The organism is Amycolatopsis iheyensis (genome assembly GCF_024703995.1).
Lineage (GTDB): Bacteria > Actinomycetota > Actinomycetes > Mycobacteriales > Pseudonocardiaceae > Amycolatopsis > Amycolatopsis iheyensis.
The window spans coordinates 131,051-145,985 of the sequence record NZ_JAMXQV010000018.1; the positions used below are offsets into that span (position 1 = coordinate 131,051).

Genomic DNA, 14,935 nt, shown 5'->3' on the forward strand with positions numbered 1-14,935 from the left:
CAGCTCAGCCGCCCAGGCCGGCGAACTCCGCGGCCACCTTCTGCTTCACCGCGTTGACGTCGAGGGCCGCGCGGACCTCCGCGGTCGCGTTCGGCTTGGACAGCACCTGGTAGCTGGCCGTGCGGTTGGGCAGCTTGAACTTGACCGTGCAGGACATGCTGACCGTCGCGTACGGCTCGGCGTCGGCGGCCGCGGTGCAGGTCTGCGCGCCGAGCGAGTCGGCGCTGACCTCGACCGAGAGGTTGATGTGCACGACGCTCTTCTCGCCCGAGGCCGGCGTGCCGACCGTGCTCGTGGAGACGTCGACCGTCGTCGTGCAGGCGCCGACGAAGTCCTTGCAGTCGAGCTTGTCGTTCGTGACGACGGCGCTGGCCTGGACCAGCCCCTCGAACGGCTGGCCCAGCCCGGCGACGGTGTTGTCGACGTCGGTGTGGAACGTCTTCAGCGCGTCGCCGGTGAGCGGCTCGACGCGGAACTCCGCGCCGTACTTCGGCCCCGCCTGCGGGTCGAGCAGCACGGGGGCGAAGCTGACGACGCGGTTCGGCTTGGCCGTGGTGACGCGCAGGACGCTCGGCGCGGCCCCGAGCTGGTAGACCTCGGTGCCGTCCGGGAGCTTCGCCTTCACCGGCTCGCTCAGCCGGTCGAGACCCGCCAGTGCCTTGCGCAGCCCGTCCGCGAGCGCCTTGGGCGCGAACCGGGCCGCCGGGTCGAACGGCAGTTCCGAGCCGAGCGAGCGCACCCAGCTCGTGCCGAACTGCGTGCCCTCGTCGATGGCGTGGGCCTTCCAGTAGTCGGCGTCGGCCTGCAGGTAGAACTGGCCGGCCGCGGCGGTCACCTGGACGACCCGGCCCTCCAGCGGCAGCGCGCCGATGGCGGTGCCGCCGCGGGTGACGCGGAACTGCTGTTCGGCGCCCTTGGTCGTCGCCTTGAGGGCCAGCGCCGGTGCTTGGCCGAGCGCGGTGAGGGCGGCGTCGACGGCGGCGCGCTGCTCGGCGCGCCGGTCCGCCGTCTGCTGGTCGGCGGCGGAGACACCGGCGCTGCCGGGGACCGCCACCTGGCAGCCGGCCAGCAGTCCGCCCAGCAGCAGCACGGCCGCCACCCTGGCTCCTCGAGCCCGCATCTACGCCCCCTGCTCTCCCGCCGCCCCGAGCACACCTCGGCCGGCGAAGTCCCACCACCGGAATTGTGTCGTCACATCCCGGGGTTCAGGAGGGTTCTAGCCTGGTCCAGGCCCCCGCCGCAACCCACCGTGATGAGGTTGGTTTACACTCTTGAGGTTGTCTCGGCGAGGCGGGGCCCTTCTGGGGTGCCCGGCGTGATCGACGCGGCGGCTCGAGTAGCCCCCGTTGTCGTGCACGCCCGGAACTCGCCGCCGAACGCAACCGCCTGAGAACTGCAAAACCCCGGCCTTTCCCCGCCGCAGCATGCTGTCTTGATTTGAAGGAGTGCCACACCGTGTCCGAGGTACGTCTGTCCGTCGAGCCGCGCACCGAGTTCGGCAAGGGCGCCGCGCGTCGCACGCGTCGCGCCGGCAAGATCCCCGCCGTCCTGTACGGCCACGGCTCGGACCCGCGGCACTTCGCGCTGCCGGCCATCGAGTTCGCCCGCGTCGTCCGCGAGAACGGCTCGAACGCCGTCATCACCCTCGCCCTCGAGGGCTCCGACGAGCTCGCGCTGACGAAGACCATCGTCGTGCACCCCCTGAAGAACTACATCGAGCACGTCGACCTGCTGGTCGTGAAGCGCGGCGAGAAGATCGTCGTCGACGTCCCGGTCGTCGTCACGGGCAACCCCGGCCCCGGTGGCCTGGTCAACCAGGACGTCGACACCCTCCAGGTCGAGGTCGAGGCGCTGCACATCCCGGAGCAGTTCGAGGTCTCCATCGAGGGCCTCGAGGTCGGCAGCCAGGTGCTCGCGGGCCAGGTCGAGCTGCCCTCGGGCGCCACGCTGGTCACCGACCCGGAGTCGCTGGTCGTCGCCGTGAACGAGCCGCAGCGTGAAGAGGCCGAGGACGACGAGGCCGCCGCCGAGGCGGGCGACGAGCCGGCCGAAGCCGCCGAATAAGCGTGACCGAAGATCTGCCGGGCGCCGGCGAGCTGATCCTGCTCGCCGGCCTCGGCAATCCCGGACCCCAGTACGCCGGAAACCGGCACAACGTCGGGTTCATGGTGCTGGACGAGCTGGCCGGCCGGATCGGCGGCAAGTTCAAGACGCACAAGAGCGGCGGCGAGGTGCTCGAAGGCCGCCTGGGTGGCCGCCGCGTGGTGCTCGTGAAGCCGCGCTCGTACATGAACCTCTCCGGCGGGCCGGTGGTCGGCGCGGCCCGGTTCTACAAGGTGCCGCCGTCCGGCGTGGTCGTGGTGCACGACGAGCTGGACGTCGACTTCGGCGCGCTGAAGCTGAAGTTCGGCGGCGGCGACAACGGCCACAATGGACTCCGCTCGATCACGAAGTCGCTGGGCACGCGCGACTACTACCGGGTGCGGTTCGGCATCGGCCGCCCGCCCGGCCGCCAGGACCCGGCGGACTTCGTGCTGAAGGACTTCTCGACGGTCGAGCGCAAGGAGCTCCCGTTCGAAGTGGACCGGTGCGCGGACGCGACCGAGGCACTGGTGGGCACGGGGCTCGCGGCGGCGCAAAACGCCTTCCATGCGGGCTGACATCGGTGGCAAGGTGAGCTCATGACCCCCGACGAAGTCCGGGCGATCGCGTTCGGCAAACCCCGGTTCGGCCGGCGCGGCTACAACGAGGACGAGGTCGACGCGTTCCTCGACCTGATCGCCGAGGCGCTGTCGGGCCGCAACATCCTGACCGCGGACGACATCCACTACGTCGAGTTCACGATCATGCCGGTCGGCATGCGCTCCTACGACCAGGCCCAGGTGGACCTGTTCCTCGACGAGGCGGAGGCGGCGCTGGTGGCGCTGCGCAACCCGCAGCCGGTGGTGGAGGAGCGGCGCCCGCAGGGCCCGAAGAAGTGGTTCGGCCGGACCTGAGGCTGTGAGCCCGGCCACACAGCGCTGCGTAGTCCCGGCTCACTCACAGGCGGACGGCGACCGCCCGTCGGGGTGAGCTTCGCGGTCCACCCTTCCGGGGGCGCCTGTTCAGCGGCTAGGACGGTGTACGGCAGTTCGCACCGCCCAACCCCGGAATCGGAGAGTTGCATGTCGTTCACCGCCGAAGACCTCGCCGAGGTCACCTTCGGTAACGCCCCGATCGGCCGCCGTGGCTACGCGAAGCACGACGTCGACGAGTTCGTCCGGCGGATCGCCAAGACGATCGCCGAGGAGGACGACCTGACCGCCGCCGAGGTCCACCACGTCATGTTCGCCAAGCCGCTGATCGGCAAGCGCGGCTACGACGAACGCGAGGTCGACGAGTTCCTCGACCGGGTGGAGGACCAGCTGGCCGCCCGCACGGGCCACGCCCCGGACCTCCCGGGCGCCCGCACCCCGTCGGAAGCCACCGCCGACCGCGCCACCCCACCATCCCTGCGCGCGGAGCGCCTCCAACAACGCTAAAGCGCAACTTTCCCTATGAAAGTGCCGCCTCCGGGTCTCCGGGCGGGCACTTTCATAGGGAAAGTGACGCGCTAGGCGTCGGCGTTCTTCTTGATCTTGTCGGCGAACTGCTGGGCCGTCGCCGCGCGCTTGACCTTGCCAGACGGCGTCTTCGGCAGGCTGCCCGCCGGGAGCACCACCACCGCGTACGGCCGCATGTCGACGGCGTCGCGGACCCGCGCCGAGACCTGCTTCATCAGGTTCTTCTCGGCTTCGGCGTCGCCCGCGAGCTTCGACTCCACGACGACCGCGAAGCGCTCGCGGCGGCTGCCCGCGTCGAGGCGCACCGCCACCGCGTTGCCCGCCCGGACGCCCTCGACCGACGTCGCGGCGCGCTCGATGTCGGTCGGGTACAGGTTGCGGCCACCCATGATGATGACGTCCTTGCGGCGGCCGCAGATGACGATCTGGCCGTCGACGAGGTAGCCGAGGTCGCCGGTGTCGAGCCAGCCCTCGGCGTCCTGCGTCGCGACCGGGCCGTCCATGGTCAGGTAGCCGGGCGTCACTGCCTCGCCGCGCAACCGGATCTCGCCGACCTCGCGGTCGCCGACGGGCTGCCGCGCCTCGTTGACGATCTCCGCCTCGAGCCCGTCCAGCGGACGGCCGAGCAGCGCGAACGACCGGATGCCGTCGGTGCCGCGCCGCGGGTCACCTTCGGGCACCGGCACCGCGCGGTTTTCGGCCTCCAGCGCGTCGGCCTCGACGACGTCGAGCGTCAGCCCGGTGAACAGCGGCGCGAACGACACCGCGAGCGTCGCCTCGGCCATGCCGTAGGCCGGGAAAACGCATTCCGCCGGCATCTTGAACCGCGCGCCGGCGTCCACAAAGGTCTGGACGGCGGTCTCGTCGATGGGCTCGGCGCCGTTCAGGGCGATGCGCAGCTTCGAGAGGTCGTAGGTGTTGTCGTCGTCGACGCGGGCCATCCGGCGCCCGACGATGGCGTAGGCGAAGTTCGGCGCCGCCGTCGTGGTGCCGCCGTACTTGGTGATCAGCTCGGGCCAGATCAACGGCCCGGACAGGAACTCAACCGGCGTGATCTTGACCAGCTCGACGCCGAAGGTCATCGGCACGGTCAGGAAGCCGACCATGCCCATGTCGTGGAACGTCGGCAGCCAGGACACCATCACGTCGGTGTCGAAGTCGAACTCCGCGCGGTCGACCATGGCCTTGACGTTGGAGTACAGGTTCCCGTAGGTGATCCGGACGGCCTTCGGGTCGGCGGTCGAGCCGCTCGTCAGCTGCAGCAGCGCGGTCTCACCCTCGTCGGTGGTGACGACGTCCGCGAGCGGCTCGGCGCCGACGAGGTCGCTGATCAGCTTGAAGCCGATGCCCTTTTCTTCGAGCACCGGGGCGAGCTGGTCGAACGGCTCGCCGAGCAGCACCAGGTTCGACCCGATCATGCCGAGCACCCGCACGGTGTCCTCGGCCCACTCGGCGAGGTCGGTGCGCGGGGTCGGCTGGTGCAGCATGGTGACGCTGCCCCCGGCCAGCCAGACGGCCTGCACGGTGGGCGCGATCAGCACGGGAGCGGCGGCGAGCACCGCGACGGCGCCACCCCGCTCGAACCCGCCGGCGACGAGCCCACCGGCGATCCGCCGGGCCTCCTCGTGTACGTCGGCCCAGGTCCGCCGCGCGGGCTCCTTCGGCTCCCCGGTGACCATCCCACGCTGCTGACCCCGCCCCGCCGCGGTGGCGACGAGCGTGTCCACGAACCTGCTCATGGGCGGAACATTACTTGGCCACCCGCACGGTTCGCGTGCCAACGCGTGAACAGGCCCCCGCAGCCAGTGGCCGACCTGCCGCCGACCCCGCAACCGCACGACGACGAGGGCCGGGTGCCGGTCCTCGTCGATCACCCGGCGGACCCGCGCACGCATGATCGGGTGGTACCGCCACGAGATCCGGACGATGTGGTCCCGGTCGGTGAAGAAGGTGTGCAGGGACCCCTCGACGTTTCCCCCGGCGATCGCCGGACCACGCCCGAAGCGGCGCCGGAGCGTCCGCAGGACGACCCGGGTCGCGACCAGGAGCCGCGGGTGGTCGAGCCACACGAGCACGTCGAGCCGCGCCGTCATCCGGTCCCGGACCTGTTCGCCCTGCCAGAGGGAGTCGCGCGGCCCGAGGACCGTGGTCACTCCAGCAGCTCGGACGTCTCCAGCCAGCGGCCTTCGACGTCCGCGACCTCGCCCTGCACGCCCTTCAGCTCGGCGTTCAGCTCCATCAGCTTCCCCGGATCGGTCGCCGCCTCCAGCAGGGCCGCGTGGAGCTTCTCCTCCTTCGCGTGCAGCTGATCCAGCTTGCGCTCCAGCCGGCCCAGCTCCTTCTGGGCCGCGCGCAGGTCCGCCGCCGACTTCTTCGCCTCGACCTTCTCCGCCGTGGGGGCCGCCGAAGTCACCACCTGCGCCGACGCGCGGCGGTTCAGGTACTCCTCGATGCCGCCCGGCAGGTGGGTGATGCGGCCGTCGCCGAACAGGGCCACCACCGTGTCGCAGACCCGTTCCACCAGGTAGCGGTCGTGCGAGACGACCACCATCGTGCCCGGCCAGCCGTCGAGGAGGTCCTCCAGCTGCTGCAGCGTGTCGATGTCCAGGTCGTTCGTCGGCTCGTCCAGCAGCAGGACGTTCGGCTCCGCCATCAGCAGGCGGCACAGCTGCAGCCGGCGCCGCTCGCCGCCGGACAGGTCGCCGACCGGGGTCCACTGGCGGGCCTGGGGGAAGCCCAGCTTCTCGCCCAGCTGCGACGCCGTCATCTCCTGCTTGCCGAACACCACGCGCCCGGCCACCTGCTCGATCGCCTGCAGCACGCGCAGCTCGCCGGGCAGGTCGTCGAGCTCCTGGCGCAGGTGCGCGAGCGCCACCGTCTTGCCCTCGATCCGGCGGCCGGTCGAGCCCTCGACGTCGCCGCCGAGCAGCTTCAGCAGGGACGTCTTGCCCGAGCCGTTGATGCCGACCAGGCCGATCCGGTCACCCGGGCCGATCCGCCAGGTGACGTGGTCGAGCAGCGTCCGCTCGCCCACCGCGTACGTCGTGTCTTCCAGCTCCAGCACGGTCTTGCCGAGCCGCCGCTTCGCGAACGCCTGCAGCTCCACGGAATCACGCGGCGGCGGGACGTCGGCGATCAGCGCTTCGGCCGCTTCGACGCGGTAGCGCGGCTTCGACGAGCGCGCCTGCGGGCCGCGGCGCAGCCACGCCAGCTCCTTGCGCGCCAGGTTCTGCCGCTTCTCCTCGGCCGTCGCGGCCAGCCGCGCGCGCTCGGCGCGGGCGAAGATCCAGTCGGCGTAACCACCTTCGTACTGCTCGACGCGGCCGTTCGCGACCTCCCACGTCAGCGTCGCGACGGTGTCGAGGAACCACCGGTCGTGGGTGACGACCACGACCGCGATCCGGCGCGCCAGCAGGTGGTCGGCCAGCCAGCGGACACCTTCGACGTCCAGGTGGTTGGTCGGCTCGTCGAGCACGACGAGGTCGAGCTCGCCGGTCAGCGCGGCGGCCAGCGAAACGCGGCGCCGCTCGCCACCGGACAGGTTCGCGGTCGGCGTGTCCAGCCCGATCGCGGTGATCCCCAGGCCGTCCACAATGGACCGGACGCGGGCGTCGGCGGCCCACTCGTGCTCGGCGCCGTAGCGTTCGAGGACGACGTCGCCGACCGTGCTGCCGTCCGGCAGCTCCGTGCGCTGGGTGACCACCGCCATCCGCAGGCCGCCGACGTGGCTGACCCGCCCGGTGTCCGGCTCCGCGAGTCCGGAAAGGACTTCCAGGAGCGTGGTCTTGCCACCGCCGTTGAGGCCGACGACGCCGATGCGCTGCCCGGCCGCGACCCCGAGCGAAACGCCGTCCAGGAGCGGGCGGATCCCGTAGGACTTGCTCACCGACTCCAGGTTGACCAGGTTGGCCATCCGCTCAGCCGATCCTCTCTACGATGACGAACCGCGTCGCCACGACCATCGTCGTGTCGTCCACGGTGAACTCCGGATCCTTCAGCGCGGCGCGCATTTCGGCGCTGTGCCAGAACTTCTCGTGCTCGGTCCGCCATTCGGCGACGCTCGTGAAGCCCTCGCCCTCGTCGAGCGCGTGCTGAAGGTCCACTTCGGACAGGGGGACGACGCGCACTTCGGTGGTCTCGATGACCGCGACCCCGGCGCCGGCCGAATCGAGCACCAGCTCACGCACGCCCACGACAGGCAACGCTTCGCCCTCCAGCTCGTATTCCGCGAGCAGGCCGGAGGTCGTCGTTTTCGAGCCGTCGAGGATCGCCGCGACCAGTTTGTCGCGCAGCGGCCCGGGAAACGCGAATTCGGCGTGCTTCACGCGTGCACCCGCGGCGGCGCCGGGCGCGGCGCGTCGTCGCCGCCGACCACGCGGGCGCCGGGCACCGGGCCGTGCGCGACGCGGACCGTGCGGCACACCCCCGCACCCGAAAGCTCCGCGGCGACTTCGACCGCCGACTGCGCGTCTTCGCAGAGGAACGCGCACGTCGGGCCGGAGCCGGAGACCGTGCCCGCGAGCGCGCCCGCGTTGACGCCCGCCCGCAGGGTCCGGCGCAGCTCCGGCCGCAGCGAGACCGCGGCCGCCTGCAGGTCGTTGCCCAGCAGCAGGGCCAGCTGCCGCGGGTCGCCCGAGGCCAGCGCCTCGACGACCGGGGTGTGCGAGCCGATCCGCGGCGGGTTGCCCGCCGCGCGCAGCCGGTCCAGCTCCTTGAACACCTTCGGCGTCGACAGCCCTTCGGAGTCGAAGGCCAGCACCCAGTGGAACGTGTGGCGAGACAGGACCGGGACGAGGTGCTCGCCGCGGCCGGTGCCGAGCGCGGTGCCGCCGTAGAGCGCGAACGGGACGTCGCTGCCCAGGCCGGCGGCGATCCCGGCCAGCTCGTCGCGCGTGATCTCCAGGTTCCACAGCGAGGCGAGCCCGACCAGGGTCGCGGCGGCGTCGGCACTGCCGCCGGCCATGCCGCCGGCGACCGGGATGCCCTTGCGCAGCACCACGCGGACCTTCGGCTCCTCGGCGCGGCCGACGTGCGCGGCCAGCGCTTCGACCGCGCGCCAGGCCAGGTTTTCGGGGCCGGTCGGGACCGAGCCCTCGCCTTCGCCGTAGACCTCCAGGCCCGGTTCTTCGGTGACCGCGACGGTCACTTCGTCGGTCAGCGACAGGGCCTGGAACACGGTGACCAGCTCGTGGTAACCGTCTTCGCGCAGGTCGTCGACCGCCAGGTGCAGGTTGACCTTGGCCGGGACCCGGACGGTGACTGGTGGCGGAACTACGGCGAGCACCCGACCAGCCTACGTGCCCGGGTTCCGACCAGGAGAAAGGATGTCGAGCCCGACGGCGAGGGCGACCTCCGGCGACGTCCCCGGGCCGCTCTCGGCGCTGTTGAGCTGCACCGCGACCAGAGCGAGCCGCGCGCGGAGGTCGACTTCGGGATCGGCGGACCCGCCACAGAGCCGCTCGTGGAGCCGGATCATGCGGTCGGCCAGCCCGGCGCCGGCCGCGATGGCCTTCAACGCCGTCGTGTTGCGCTGGACCAGACCCATCACCGGGCCGAACCGGCTCTCGACGAGCCCGGCGTACGCGGTGAGCAGCTCGGCCGGGCGGGATTCGCGCTCCAGGAGGTCGTCGAGCGCGGCCCCCCAGTCTTCGAGGAGGCTCGTGACGATGTCCTCCTTCGTGCGGAAGTGGTAGTACAGCGCGGCTTTCGTGACGTTCAGCCGCTCGGCGATCTCGCGCAGCGAACTGGCTTCGTAGCCCTGCTCGGCGAACAGCTCGAGCGCGACGCGCTGGATGCGCTCACGCGTGTCGGTGCGCCGCCCGGCCATGCACAGCTCCTCAACTTACTTGACGGCCGACTAGCAATGACTTAGCTTGGCATTGCTTGTCGGCCGACAAGCAATGCATCCACAGCTTACCTCGGGGGTCCGCCATGACCACAACCGCACCGCCACGCGCCAGGGCGCGCTGGCTCGCTCTCGGCGCGCTGGGCCTGGCCCAGCTGATGGTCGTGCTCGACACGACGGTCGTGAACATCGCCCTGCCGTCGGCCCAGCACGCGCTGGGCATGTCCGACACCGGCCGCCAGTGGACGATTTCGGCGTACACGCTGGCGTTCGGCGGCCTGCTGCTGCTCGGCGGCCGGCTCGCCGACCGGGTCGGCCGGCGCACGACGCTACTGATCGGCGTCGTGGGGTTCGCGCTGGCGTCCGCGGCGGGTGGCGCGGCGCCGACGTCCGCCTGGCTGATCGGCGCGCGGGCCGCGCAGGGGGTGTTCGCCGCACTGCTCGCGCCGTCGACGATGGCCCTGCTGACGCTCACCTTCACCGACCCGCGCGAGCGCGCCAAGGCGTTCGGAATCTTCAGCGCGATCATGCTGTCCGGCTCCGCACTCGGGCTCACCGTGGGCGGCGCGCTGACCGAGTTCCTCGACTGGCGCTGGAGCCTGTACGTCAACATCCCGATCGCCGTGCTGGCCGGGCTCGGCGCCTGGTTCGCGGTGCCCGCCGTCGCCGGCCACCGCGACACCCGGCTGGACTGGACCAGTGCGGTGCTCAGCTGCGGCGGGATCGTGCTGCTGGTGCACGCGCTGTCCGAAGTGGCCACTCAGGGGTTTTCCTTGCCAGTGCTGGTTTTCCTCGCGGTTTCGGCGGCGCTGCTCGCGTTGTTCGTGCGCCGGCAGGCCCGGCGCCCGCACCCGCTGCTGCCGCTCTCGGTCGTGCGGAACCGGGCGCGCGCCGTCGCTTACCTGACCGTCGCGGTCGCGTCGTTCGGCGCGTTCGGGATGTTCCTGTTCCTGACCTACCAGCTGCAGGCGGTCATGGGCTACGGCGCGCTGGCCGCGGCGCTGGCGTTCCTGCCGACGTTGGCGGCGAACATGCTGACGTCGACGCAGGTGTCCGGCCGGCTGCTGCCGCACGTCGGCCCGCGGCCGCTGCTGGCGGGCGGCCTGGCCCTGCTCGCCGGCGGGTTGCTGCTGGCGACGCGGCTGACGCCGGACGCGTCGTACGCCGCGGTGATCCTGCCGATGCAGCTGCTGCTGGGCGTCGGGGCCGGGCTGTGCATGCCGGTGGTGCTGAACGTCGCGACCCGAGACGTCGGCGCGCGGGACGCGGGCGCGGCATCGGCGTTCGTGACGACGTCACAGCAGGTGGGCGCGTCGCTGGGCACGGCGACGCTGAACACGATCGCCACTGCCGCTTCGGCAGGCCTCGCCACCCCCGCGGCGATCGTCCACGGCTACACGACGGCGGCGGCCTGGGCGGCCGGCCTCGTCGGTCTCGCTTCGCTCACCGCGCTGCTGGTCCTCCCCCGCGGCACCCGCTGAACCTGAGCGCCCCAATGTGGCGTTGGGTGCGTCCAACGCACCCAATGTGGCGTTGGGGGGGGGGGGCGGCCCCCCCCCCCCCCAGGGGGGGGGGGGGGGCCCCCCCCCCCCCCCACGCCACATTGGGGCGCTTGAGACCAGGTCAGGCTGCGGCGACGCCCTGGGGGCCGCGTGCGGTGTGCGTGACGTGGCCGCCGCGCTCGGCGACCCAGGCCAGCGCCGCGTCGGCCCGCTCGCCGCGGACGCCCAGGCGGAAGCGGCCCACCGGGGTGTCGCCGATCCGGGTCAGGCCGCCGCCGATGGTGGCGAACTCGACGTCGAAGCGGCCCGCGGCCTCGGGCAGCAGCGCGCCGACCGACGCGAAGCCGACCAGCACGACGTCGGCCGAGCGGTCGTAGCGCGAGGTCTGGGCGCGCGTCGTCTCGATGGCCGGCAGCAGCGACTGCGCGGTGCGGCTGGCCGGGTCCGAGATCAGGTCGAGGACCGTGCCGCGCTCGACGACCGTGCCGTCTTCGAGCACCGCGATGTCGTCGCAGACCCGGCGGACCACGCCGGCGTCCGGCGTCGTGACGACGACCGTGGTGCCGAGCTCGGAGCGGGCACGGTCGAGCACGGTGAGCACCGCGCCGGCCTCCTCCGGGTCGATGCCGGCGGTCGGGTCGTCGGCGAGCAGCACCGCGGGGGCCGCCGCCAGCGCCTTCGCGACCGCGACGCGGCGGAGCTGACCGGCGGACAGCTCGCCGGGGCGCTGGGCCGCACGCTGCGTCAGGCCGACGAGGTCGAGCAGCGAGCCGACCCGGCTGCGGCGCTGCGGGCCGTCGACACCGAGCTGCTCGAGCGGGGAAGCGATGTTGCCGGCGATGGTGCGCTCGGCGATCAGCTCCGGCTTCGTCGAAACGACGCCGAGCTGACGGCGGATTTCGCGGAGGCGGCGGCCGTCGAGCGTGCCGGTGTTGAGGCCGTCGAGGCGGACGACGCCGCGGTCGGGGCGCTCCTGCAGGGCGATGCAACGGGCGAGGACGGACTTGCCGGAGCCGGCGGGGCCGACCACGCCGAAGAGCGAGCCCGCCTGGACGTCGACGCTCACGTCGCGCAGGGCGAGGACCGAATTTCCGTTGGTGGCAAAGGATTTGGACAGGTTTTCGACGGTGATCACGAAGGCTCCAGAAAACGGGGCGCGCTCACTCGGAGGCGCCCGGCCGCGTACGAAGTCCGTCCTCAGTGGACGGTGCGTGAAGAAGAGGTGGACCGGCTGGCTAGCTCAGTGGGAGCGTCGACATGCGGTCACGGAGCGGCGGCCTTCGTCGACTACGCGACGCCTGGTCAGGAGCAGGGGGCGAGCTACCCTCTTCATCGGAAACGGCCTCCATCGGTCCTGGCGGTAGCACCTGCCCTGCGGAGGGTGGTTGCTGCGACTTCGGCGAGCCAGGTCTCTCAGTCGCTCGGGATGGACGCTTTCGAGTAAAGCCGATCCCGGCGAGCGAAAGCAAGCCTGTTGGCCCAGATCACACGAGTGGAGGTGTCCGGATGGCGGGATGGACGTCCGGGGCGGGTATTTTTCCCGCCTCTACTGTGGACCCGCTAACGCGCGGCGGCGATCCGCGCGAAGTCGTGCACGCCGAGCTGCTCACCTCGGGTCTTCGGGTCGATCCCGGCGGCCGTGAGCAGCTCACCGGCACGTTCGGCGGAGCCCGCCCAGCCCGCGAGCGCGGCGCGGAGGGTCTTCCTGCGCTGTGAGAAGGCGGCGTCGACGAGTCCGAAGAGGCGCTCGCGGTCGCCTTCGGGCGAGGTGGCCCCGCGTTCGAAGGCGACGAGCGCGGAATCGACGTTGGGCACCGGCCAGAACACCGAGCGTGGCACGGCGGCCACCTTGCGTGCCGGGCCGTACCAGGCGAGCTTGACGCTGGGCACGCCGTAGATCCGGCTGCCCGGGCCGGCGGCCATCCGATCGGCGACCTCGGTCTGCACCATGACGAGGCCGGACTTCAGGGAGGGAACCTCGGCGAGCAGGTGCAGGACGACCGGCACGGCGACGTTGTAGGGCAGGTTGGCGACGAGCGCGGTCGGCTGCGGCAGTTGGTCGTTCGTGACGCGCATGGCGTCGGCCTCGAGGACGGTCAGCCGCTCGGCGGCCTCGGCCCCGCGCTCACCCACGGTCTTCGGCAGCCGCTCGGCGAGCTTGGGATCGATCTCGACGGCCACGACGTCGGCACCGGTGGCGAGCAGCCCGAGGGTCAGCGACCCGAGCCCGGGCCCGACCTCGAGCACGACGTCGCCCGCACCGACACCGGCGAGTTCGACGATCCGCCGCACGGTGTTGGGATCGTGCACGAAGTTCTGCCCGAGCTTTTTGGTCGGCCGCACGTCCAGCTCGGCCGCCAGCGCCCGGATCTCGGCCGGTCCCAGCAGTTCAACCACCGGACGAGCCTACCGGCGGGGCATCACCCGTGATTGAGCAGGCATCACGTGTGATTGGAGGGGCATCACTCGTGATTGGGAGGTCGACACGGCTAGACCGGCCGCCCTCCGCCGTGTCGACCCTTCAATCACGCGTGTCGGCTGTCCGATCACGCGTGTCGGCTCTTTGCGCACGCGAAACGGCCCCCGTCCGAGCTGGACGGGGGCCGTTCCGGGAAGACTCAGGCCTTTTTGCCGCAGACCGGCCAGGCGCTGTAGCCGCCGCGGGCGTCGCGGACCTTCTCCGCGATCGCGATCTGCTGGGCCTTCGAGGCCTGGCTCGGGAGCGCCGCGTACTGGTCGCCGCCGTAGGCGTCCCACGTGCGCTTGTCGAACTGGAGGCCGCCGTAGTAGCCGTTGCCGGTGTTGGCGGCCCAGTTGCCGGTCGACTCGCACTGGGCGATGCGGTCCCACGCGGAGGTGTCGCCGATCGCCGGCTCGGCCGGCTTCTTGGTGCCGACGTGGATGATCTTCGGCTTGGCCTCGGTGATGACCTGCTCGGAGATGCTCTCCCGCGAGACCTCTTTGCCGTTCTTCTGCGTGACCTTGTAGGTCACCATCTTCTGGCCGGGCGTGCCCGGGTCCTCGACGCTGGTCTTGCCCTTTTCGAGGTTCGGGTCGTCGACCTTCTGCTCGGGCGGGTCGATGGTCTCCTTCTGGACGACCGTCGAGACGCCGGTGCGGCTGATGTGCACCTCGGCGCCGTCGGTCAGCTTGACGTCCAGACCACCCTCGGCGGCGTCCTCCGGGCCCAGGGTGAGCTTGTACTCGCCCAGGAACTCCTTCGTGGTGACCGCGGTCGTCTTGACCTGCTTCGGCGCGTTGGCGCCGTCGTACAGCGTGATGTTCTTGAGGGTCTTGATCTCGACCGTGGCGCCCTGCAGCGGCAGCTCGCCGTCCTTCGGCATCGACATCCACGTGCCAGGCTTGTCCATCCCGGCCATGCCGAGCTGGGTCAGCGCGTCGCCGAGGTGGGTCGCGCGGACCCAGGAGGTGTGCTCCGCGCCGTCGACGACCATCTTCAGCTGGCGGCCGCGCTCGAGCTTGATGACGCCGCCGTCGCCGACCTCCGCCTGCGGGGAGGGCGAGAGCGAGTCGTGCTCGCCGACGGACAGGCCCGCGTCCTCCAGCACCTCGCCGACGGTGTCGCCGAAGGAGTGGATGGTCTGCTGCTGACCGTCGACGTCGACGGTGACGCTCTTGTTCATCGCCAGCGCGGCCGCGCCGCCGCCGGCGACGCTGATCATGACGCTGAGGACGGCGCCCTTGAGGAAGCGGCGCTTCCAGACCTTGGTGGTCTGGCGGAGGCCCTCGTCCAGAGCCGCACGACGCGCTTCGGGGGAAGCGGTGCGGTCCTCCTCGAGGCCGTCCGGGATGACGATCGGCGGCAGGTAGGTCGTCTCGGCGTTGATGAGGCGGATCAGCTCGTCGACGTCGACGTCGATCTCGGCCATCATCGCGTCGGCGTCGGGGCCGAGCGCGGCGAGGATGTCCTGCTGCGTGATGTTCGGATCGTCGGAGAAGTCGAGCTGGCCGTACGCGGTGTCCTCGAAATAACTGCGTTCGAGGACGGCGGAGCGCGCTCCAGCCTGTCTGCTACCTGTCACCGG

General features: G+C 71.5%; 14 protein-coding genes, 1 pseudogene and 1 riboswitch. Of the genes and pseudogenes, 5 read left to right on the forward strand and 10 right to left on the reverse strand.

Annotated elements, in window-relative coordinates; translation table 11 throughout:
• Window positions 1-4: 4 nt before the first annotated feature.
• A complete protein-coding gene (locus M8542_RS31065; protein ID WP_257923831.1) occupies window positions 5-1,099 on the reverse strand; it encodes a hypothetical protein in 1,095 nt (364 codons plus the stop codon).
• A gap of 356 nt (window positions 1,100-1,455) precedes the next feature.
• Between M8542_RS31065 and M8542_RS31070 the strand changes: the two genes are divergently transcribed.
• The 4 genes from M8542_RS31070 to M8542_RS31090 all read left to right on the forward strand — a co-directional run bounded on the left by M8542_RS31070 (window position 1,456) and on the right by M8542_RS31090 (window position 3,521).
• Window positions 1,456-2,064, forward strand: coding sequence for a 50S ribosomal protein L25/general stress protein Ctc (locus M8542_RS31070; protein ID WP_257923832.1), 609 nt, complete (start codon window positions 1,456-1,458; stop codon window positions 2,062-2,064).
• A gap of 2 nt (window positions 2,065-2,066) precedes the next feature.
• Complete coding sequence (pth, locus tag M8542_RS31075; protein ID WP_257923833.1) at window positions 2,067-2,660, forward strand: aminoacyl-tRNA hydrolase; 594 nt, start codon at window positions 2,067-2,069, stop codon at window positions 2,658-2,660.
• Between the two features lie 21 nt (window positions 2,661-2,681).
• Window positions 2,682-2,996, forward strand: a complete 315-nt coding sequence (locus M8542_RS50025; RefSeq protein WP_276587331.1) for a DivIVA domain-containing protein — start codon at window positions 2,682-2,684, stop codon at window positions 2,994-2,996.
• Between the two features lie 168 nt (window positions 2,997-3,164).
• Window positions 3,165-3,521: a DivIVA domain-containing protein gene (locus M8542_RS31090; RefSeq protein ID WP_257923834.1), complete on the forward strand. Its 357-nt coding sequence runs from the start codon at window positions 3,165-3,167 to the stop codon at window positions 3,519-3,521.
• Window positions 3,522-3,592: 71 nt separating this feature from the next.
• Here M8542_RS31090 and M8542_RS31095 read toward each other — a convergent pair whose 3' ends face one another.
• From M8542_RS31095 to M8542_RS31115, 6 genes and pseudogenes are all read right to left on the reverse strand, one after another.
• Window positions 3,593-5,281 carry a fatty acyl-AMP ligase gene (locus M8542_RS31095; RefSeq protein ID WP_257923911.1) on the reverse strand — a complete coding sequence of 563 codons (1,689 nt, stop codon included), beginning with the start codon at window positions 5,279-5,281 and terminating at the stop codon, window positions 3,593-3,595.
• Between the two features lie 54 nt (window positions 5,282-5,335).
• Window positions 5,336-5,662 (reverse strand): annotated as a pseudogene (locus tag M8542_RS50410) (adenylate kinase); the annotation flags it as partial.
• A 29-nt stretch (window positions 5,663-5,691) separates the two neighbouring features.
• Window positions 5,692-7,455: an ABC-F family ATP-binding cassette domain-containing protein gene (locus M8542_RS31100; RefSeq protein ID WP_257923835.1), complete on the reverse strand. Its 1,764-nt coding sequence runs from the start codon at window positions 7,453-7,455 to the stop codon at window positions 5,692-5,694.
• Window positions 7,456-7,459: 4 nt separating this feature from the next.
• On the reverse strand, window positions 7,460-7,867 hold the full coding sequence (locus tag M8542_RS31105; RefSeq protein WP_257923836.1) for an ASCH domain-containing protein: 408 nt from the start codon (window positions 7,865-7,867) through the stop codon (window positions 7,460-7,462).
• Entirely contained in the window at window positions 7,864-8,826 is a 963-nt protein-coding gene (locus tag M8542_RS31110; protein ID WP_257923837.1) for a 4-(cytidine 5'-diphospho)-2-C-methyl-D-erythritol kinase, read from the reverse strand. The genes M8542_RS31105 and M8542_RS31110 overlap by 4 nt, the downstream gene beginning before the upstream one ends.
• Window positions 8,827-8,835: 9 nt before the next feature.
• Window positions 8,836-9,369: a TetR/AcrR family transcriptional regulator gene (locus M8542_RS31115; protein ID WP_257923838.1), complete on the reverse strand. Its 534-nt coding sequence runs from the start codon at window positions 9,367-9,369 to the stop codon at window positions 8,836-8,838.
• A gap of 104 nt (window positions 9,370-9,473) precedes the next feature.
• Here M8542_RS31115 and M8542_RS31120 point away from each other — a divergent pair, with 104 nt between their 5' ends.
• Window positions 9,474-10,868, forward strand: coding sequence for a DHA2 family efflux MFS transporter permease subunit (locus tag M8542_RS31120; RefSeq protein ID WP_257923839.1), 1,395 nt, complete (start codon window positions 9,474-9,476; stop codon window positions 10,866-10,868).
• Window positions 10,869-11,010: 142 nt separating this feature from the next.
• Here M8542_RS31120 and M8542_RS31125 read toward each other — a convergent pair whose 3' ends face one another.
• The 3 genes from M8542_RS31125 to M8542_RS31135 form a co-directional block, all read right to left on the reverse strand.
• Entirely contained in the window at window positions 11,011-12,024 is a 1,014-nt protein-coding gene (locus M8542_RS31125) for a methionine ABC transporter ATP-binding protein (protein WP_257923840.1), read from the reverse strand.
• Window positions 12,025-12,231: 207 nt separating this feature from the next.
• Window positions 12,232-12,322, reverse strand: a riboswitch (SAM riboswitch).
• Window positions 12,323-12,449: 127 nt separating this feature from the next.
• Window positions 12,450-13,286: a 16S rRNA (adenine(1518)-N(6)/adenine(1519)-N(6))-dimethyltransferase RsmA gene (rsmA, locus tag M8542_RS31130; protein ID WP_257923841.1), complete on the reverse strand. Its 837-nt coding sequence runs from the start codon at window positions 13,284-13,286 to the stop codon at window positions 12,450-12,452.
• A gap of 221 nt (window positions 13,287-13,507) precedes the next feature.
• Window positions 13,508-14,932 carry a resuscitation-promoting factor gene (locus M8542_RS31135; protein ID WP_257923842.1) on the reverse strand — a complete coding sequence of 475 codons (1,425 nt, stop codon included), beginning with the start codon at window positions 14,930-14,932 and terminating at the stop codon, window positions 13,508-13,510.
• Window positions 14,933-14,935 lie beyond the last annotated feature (3 nt).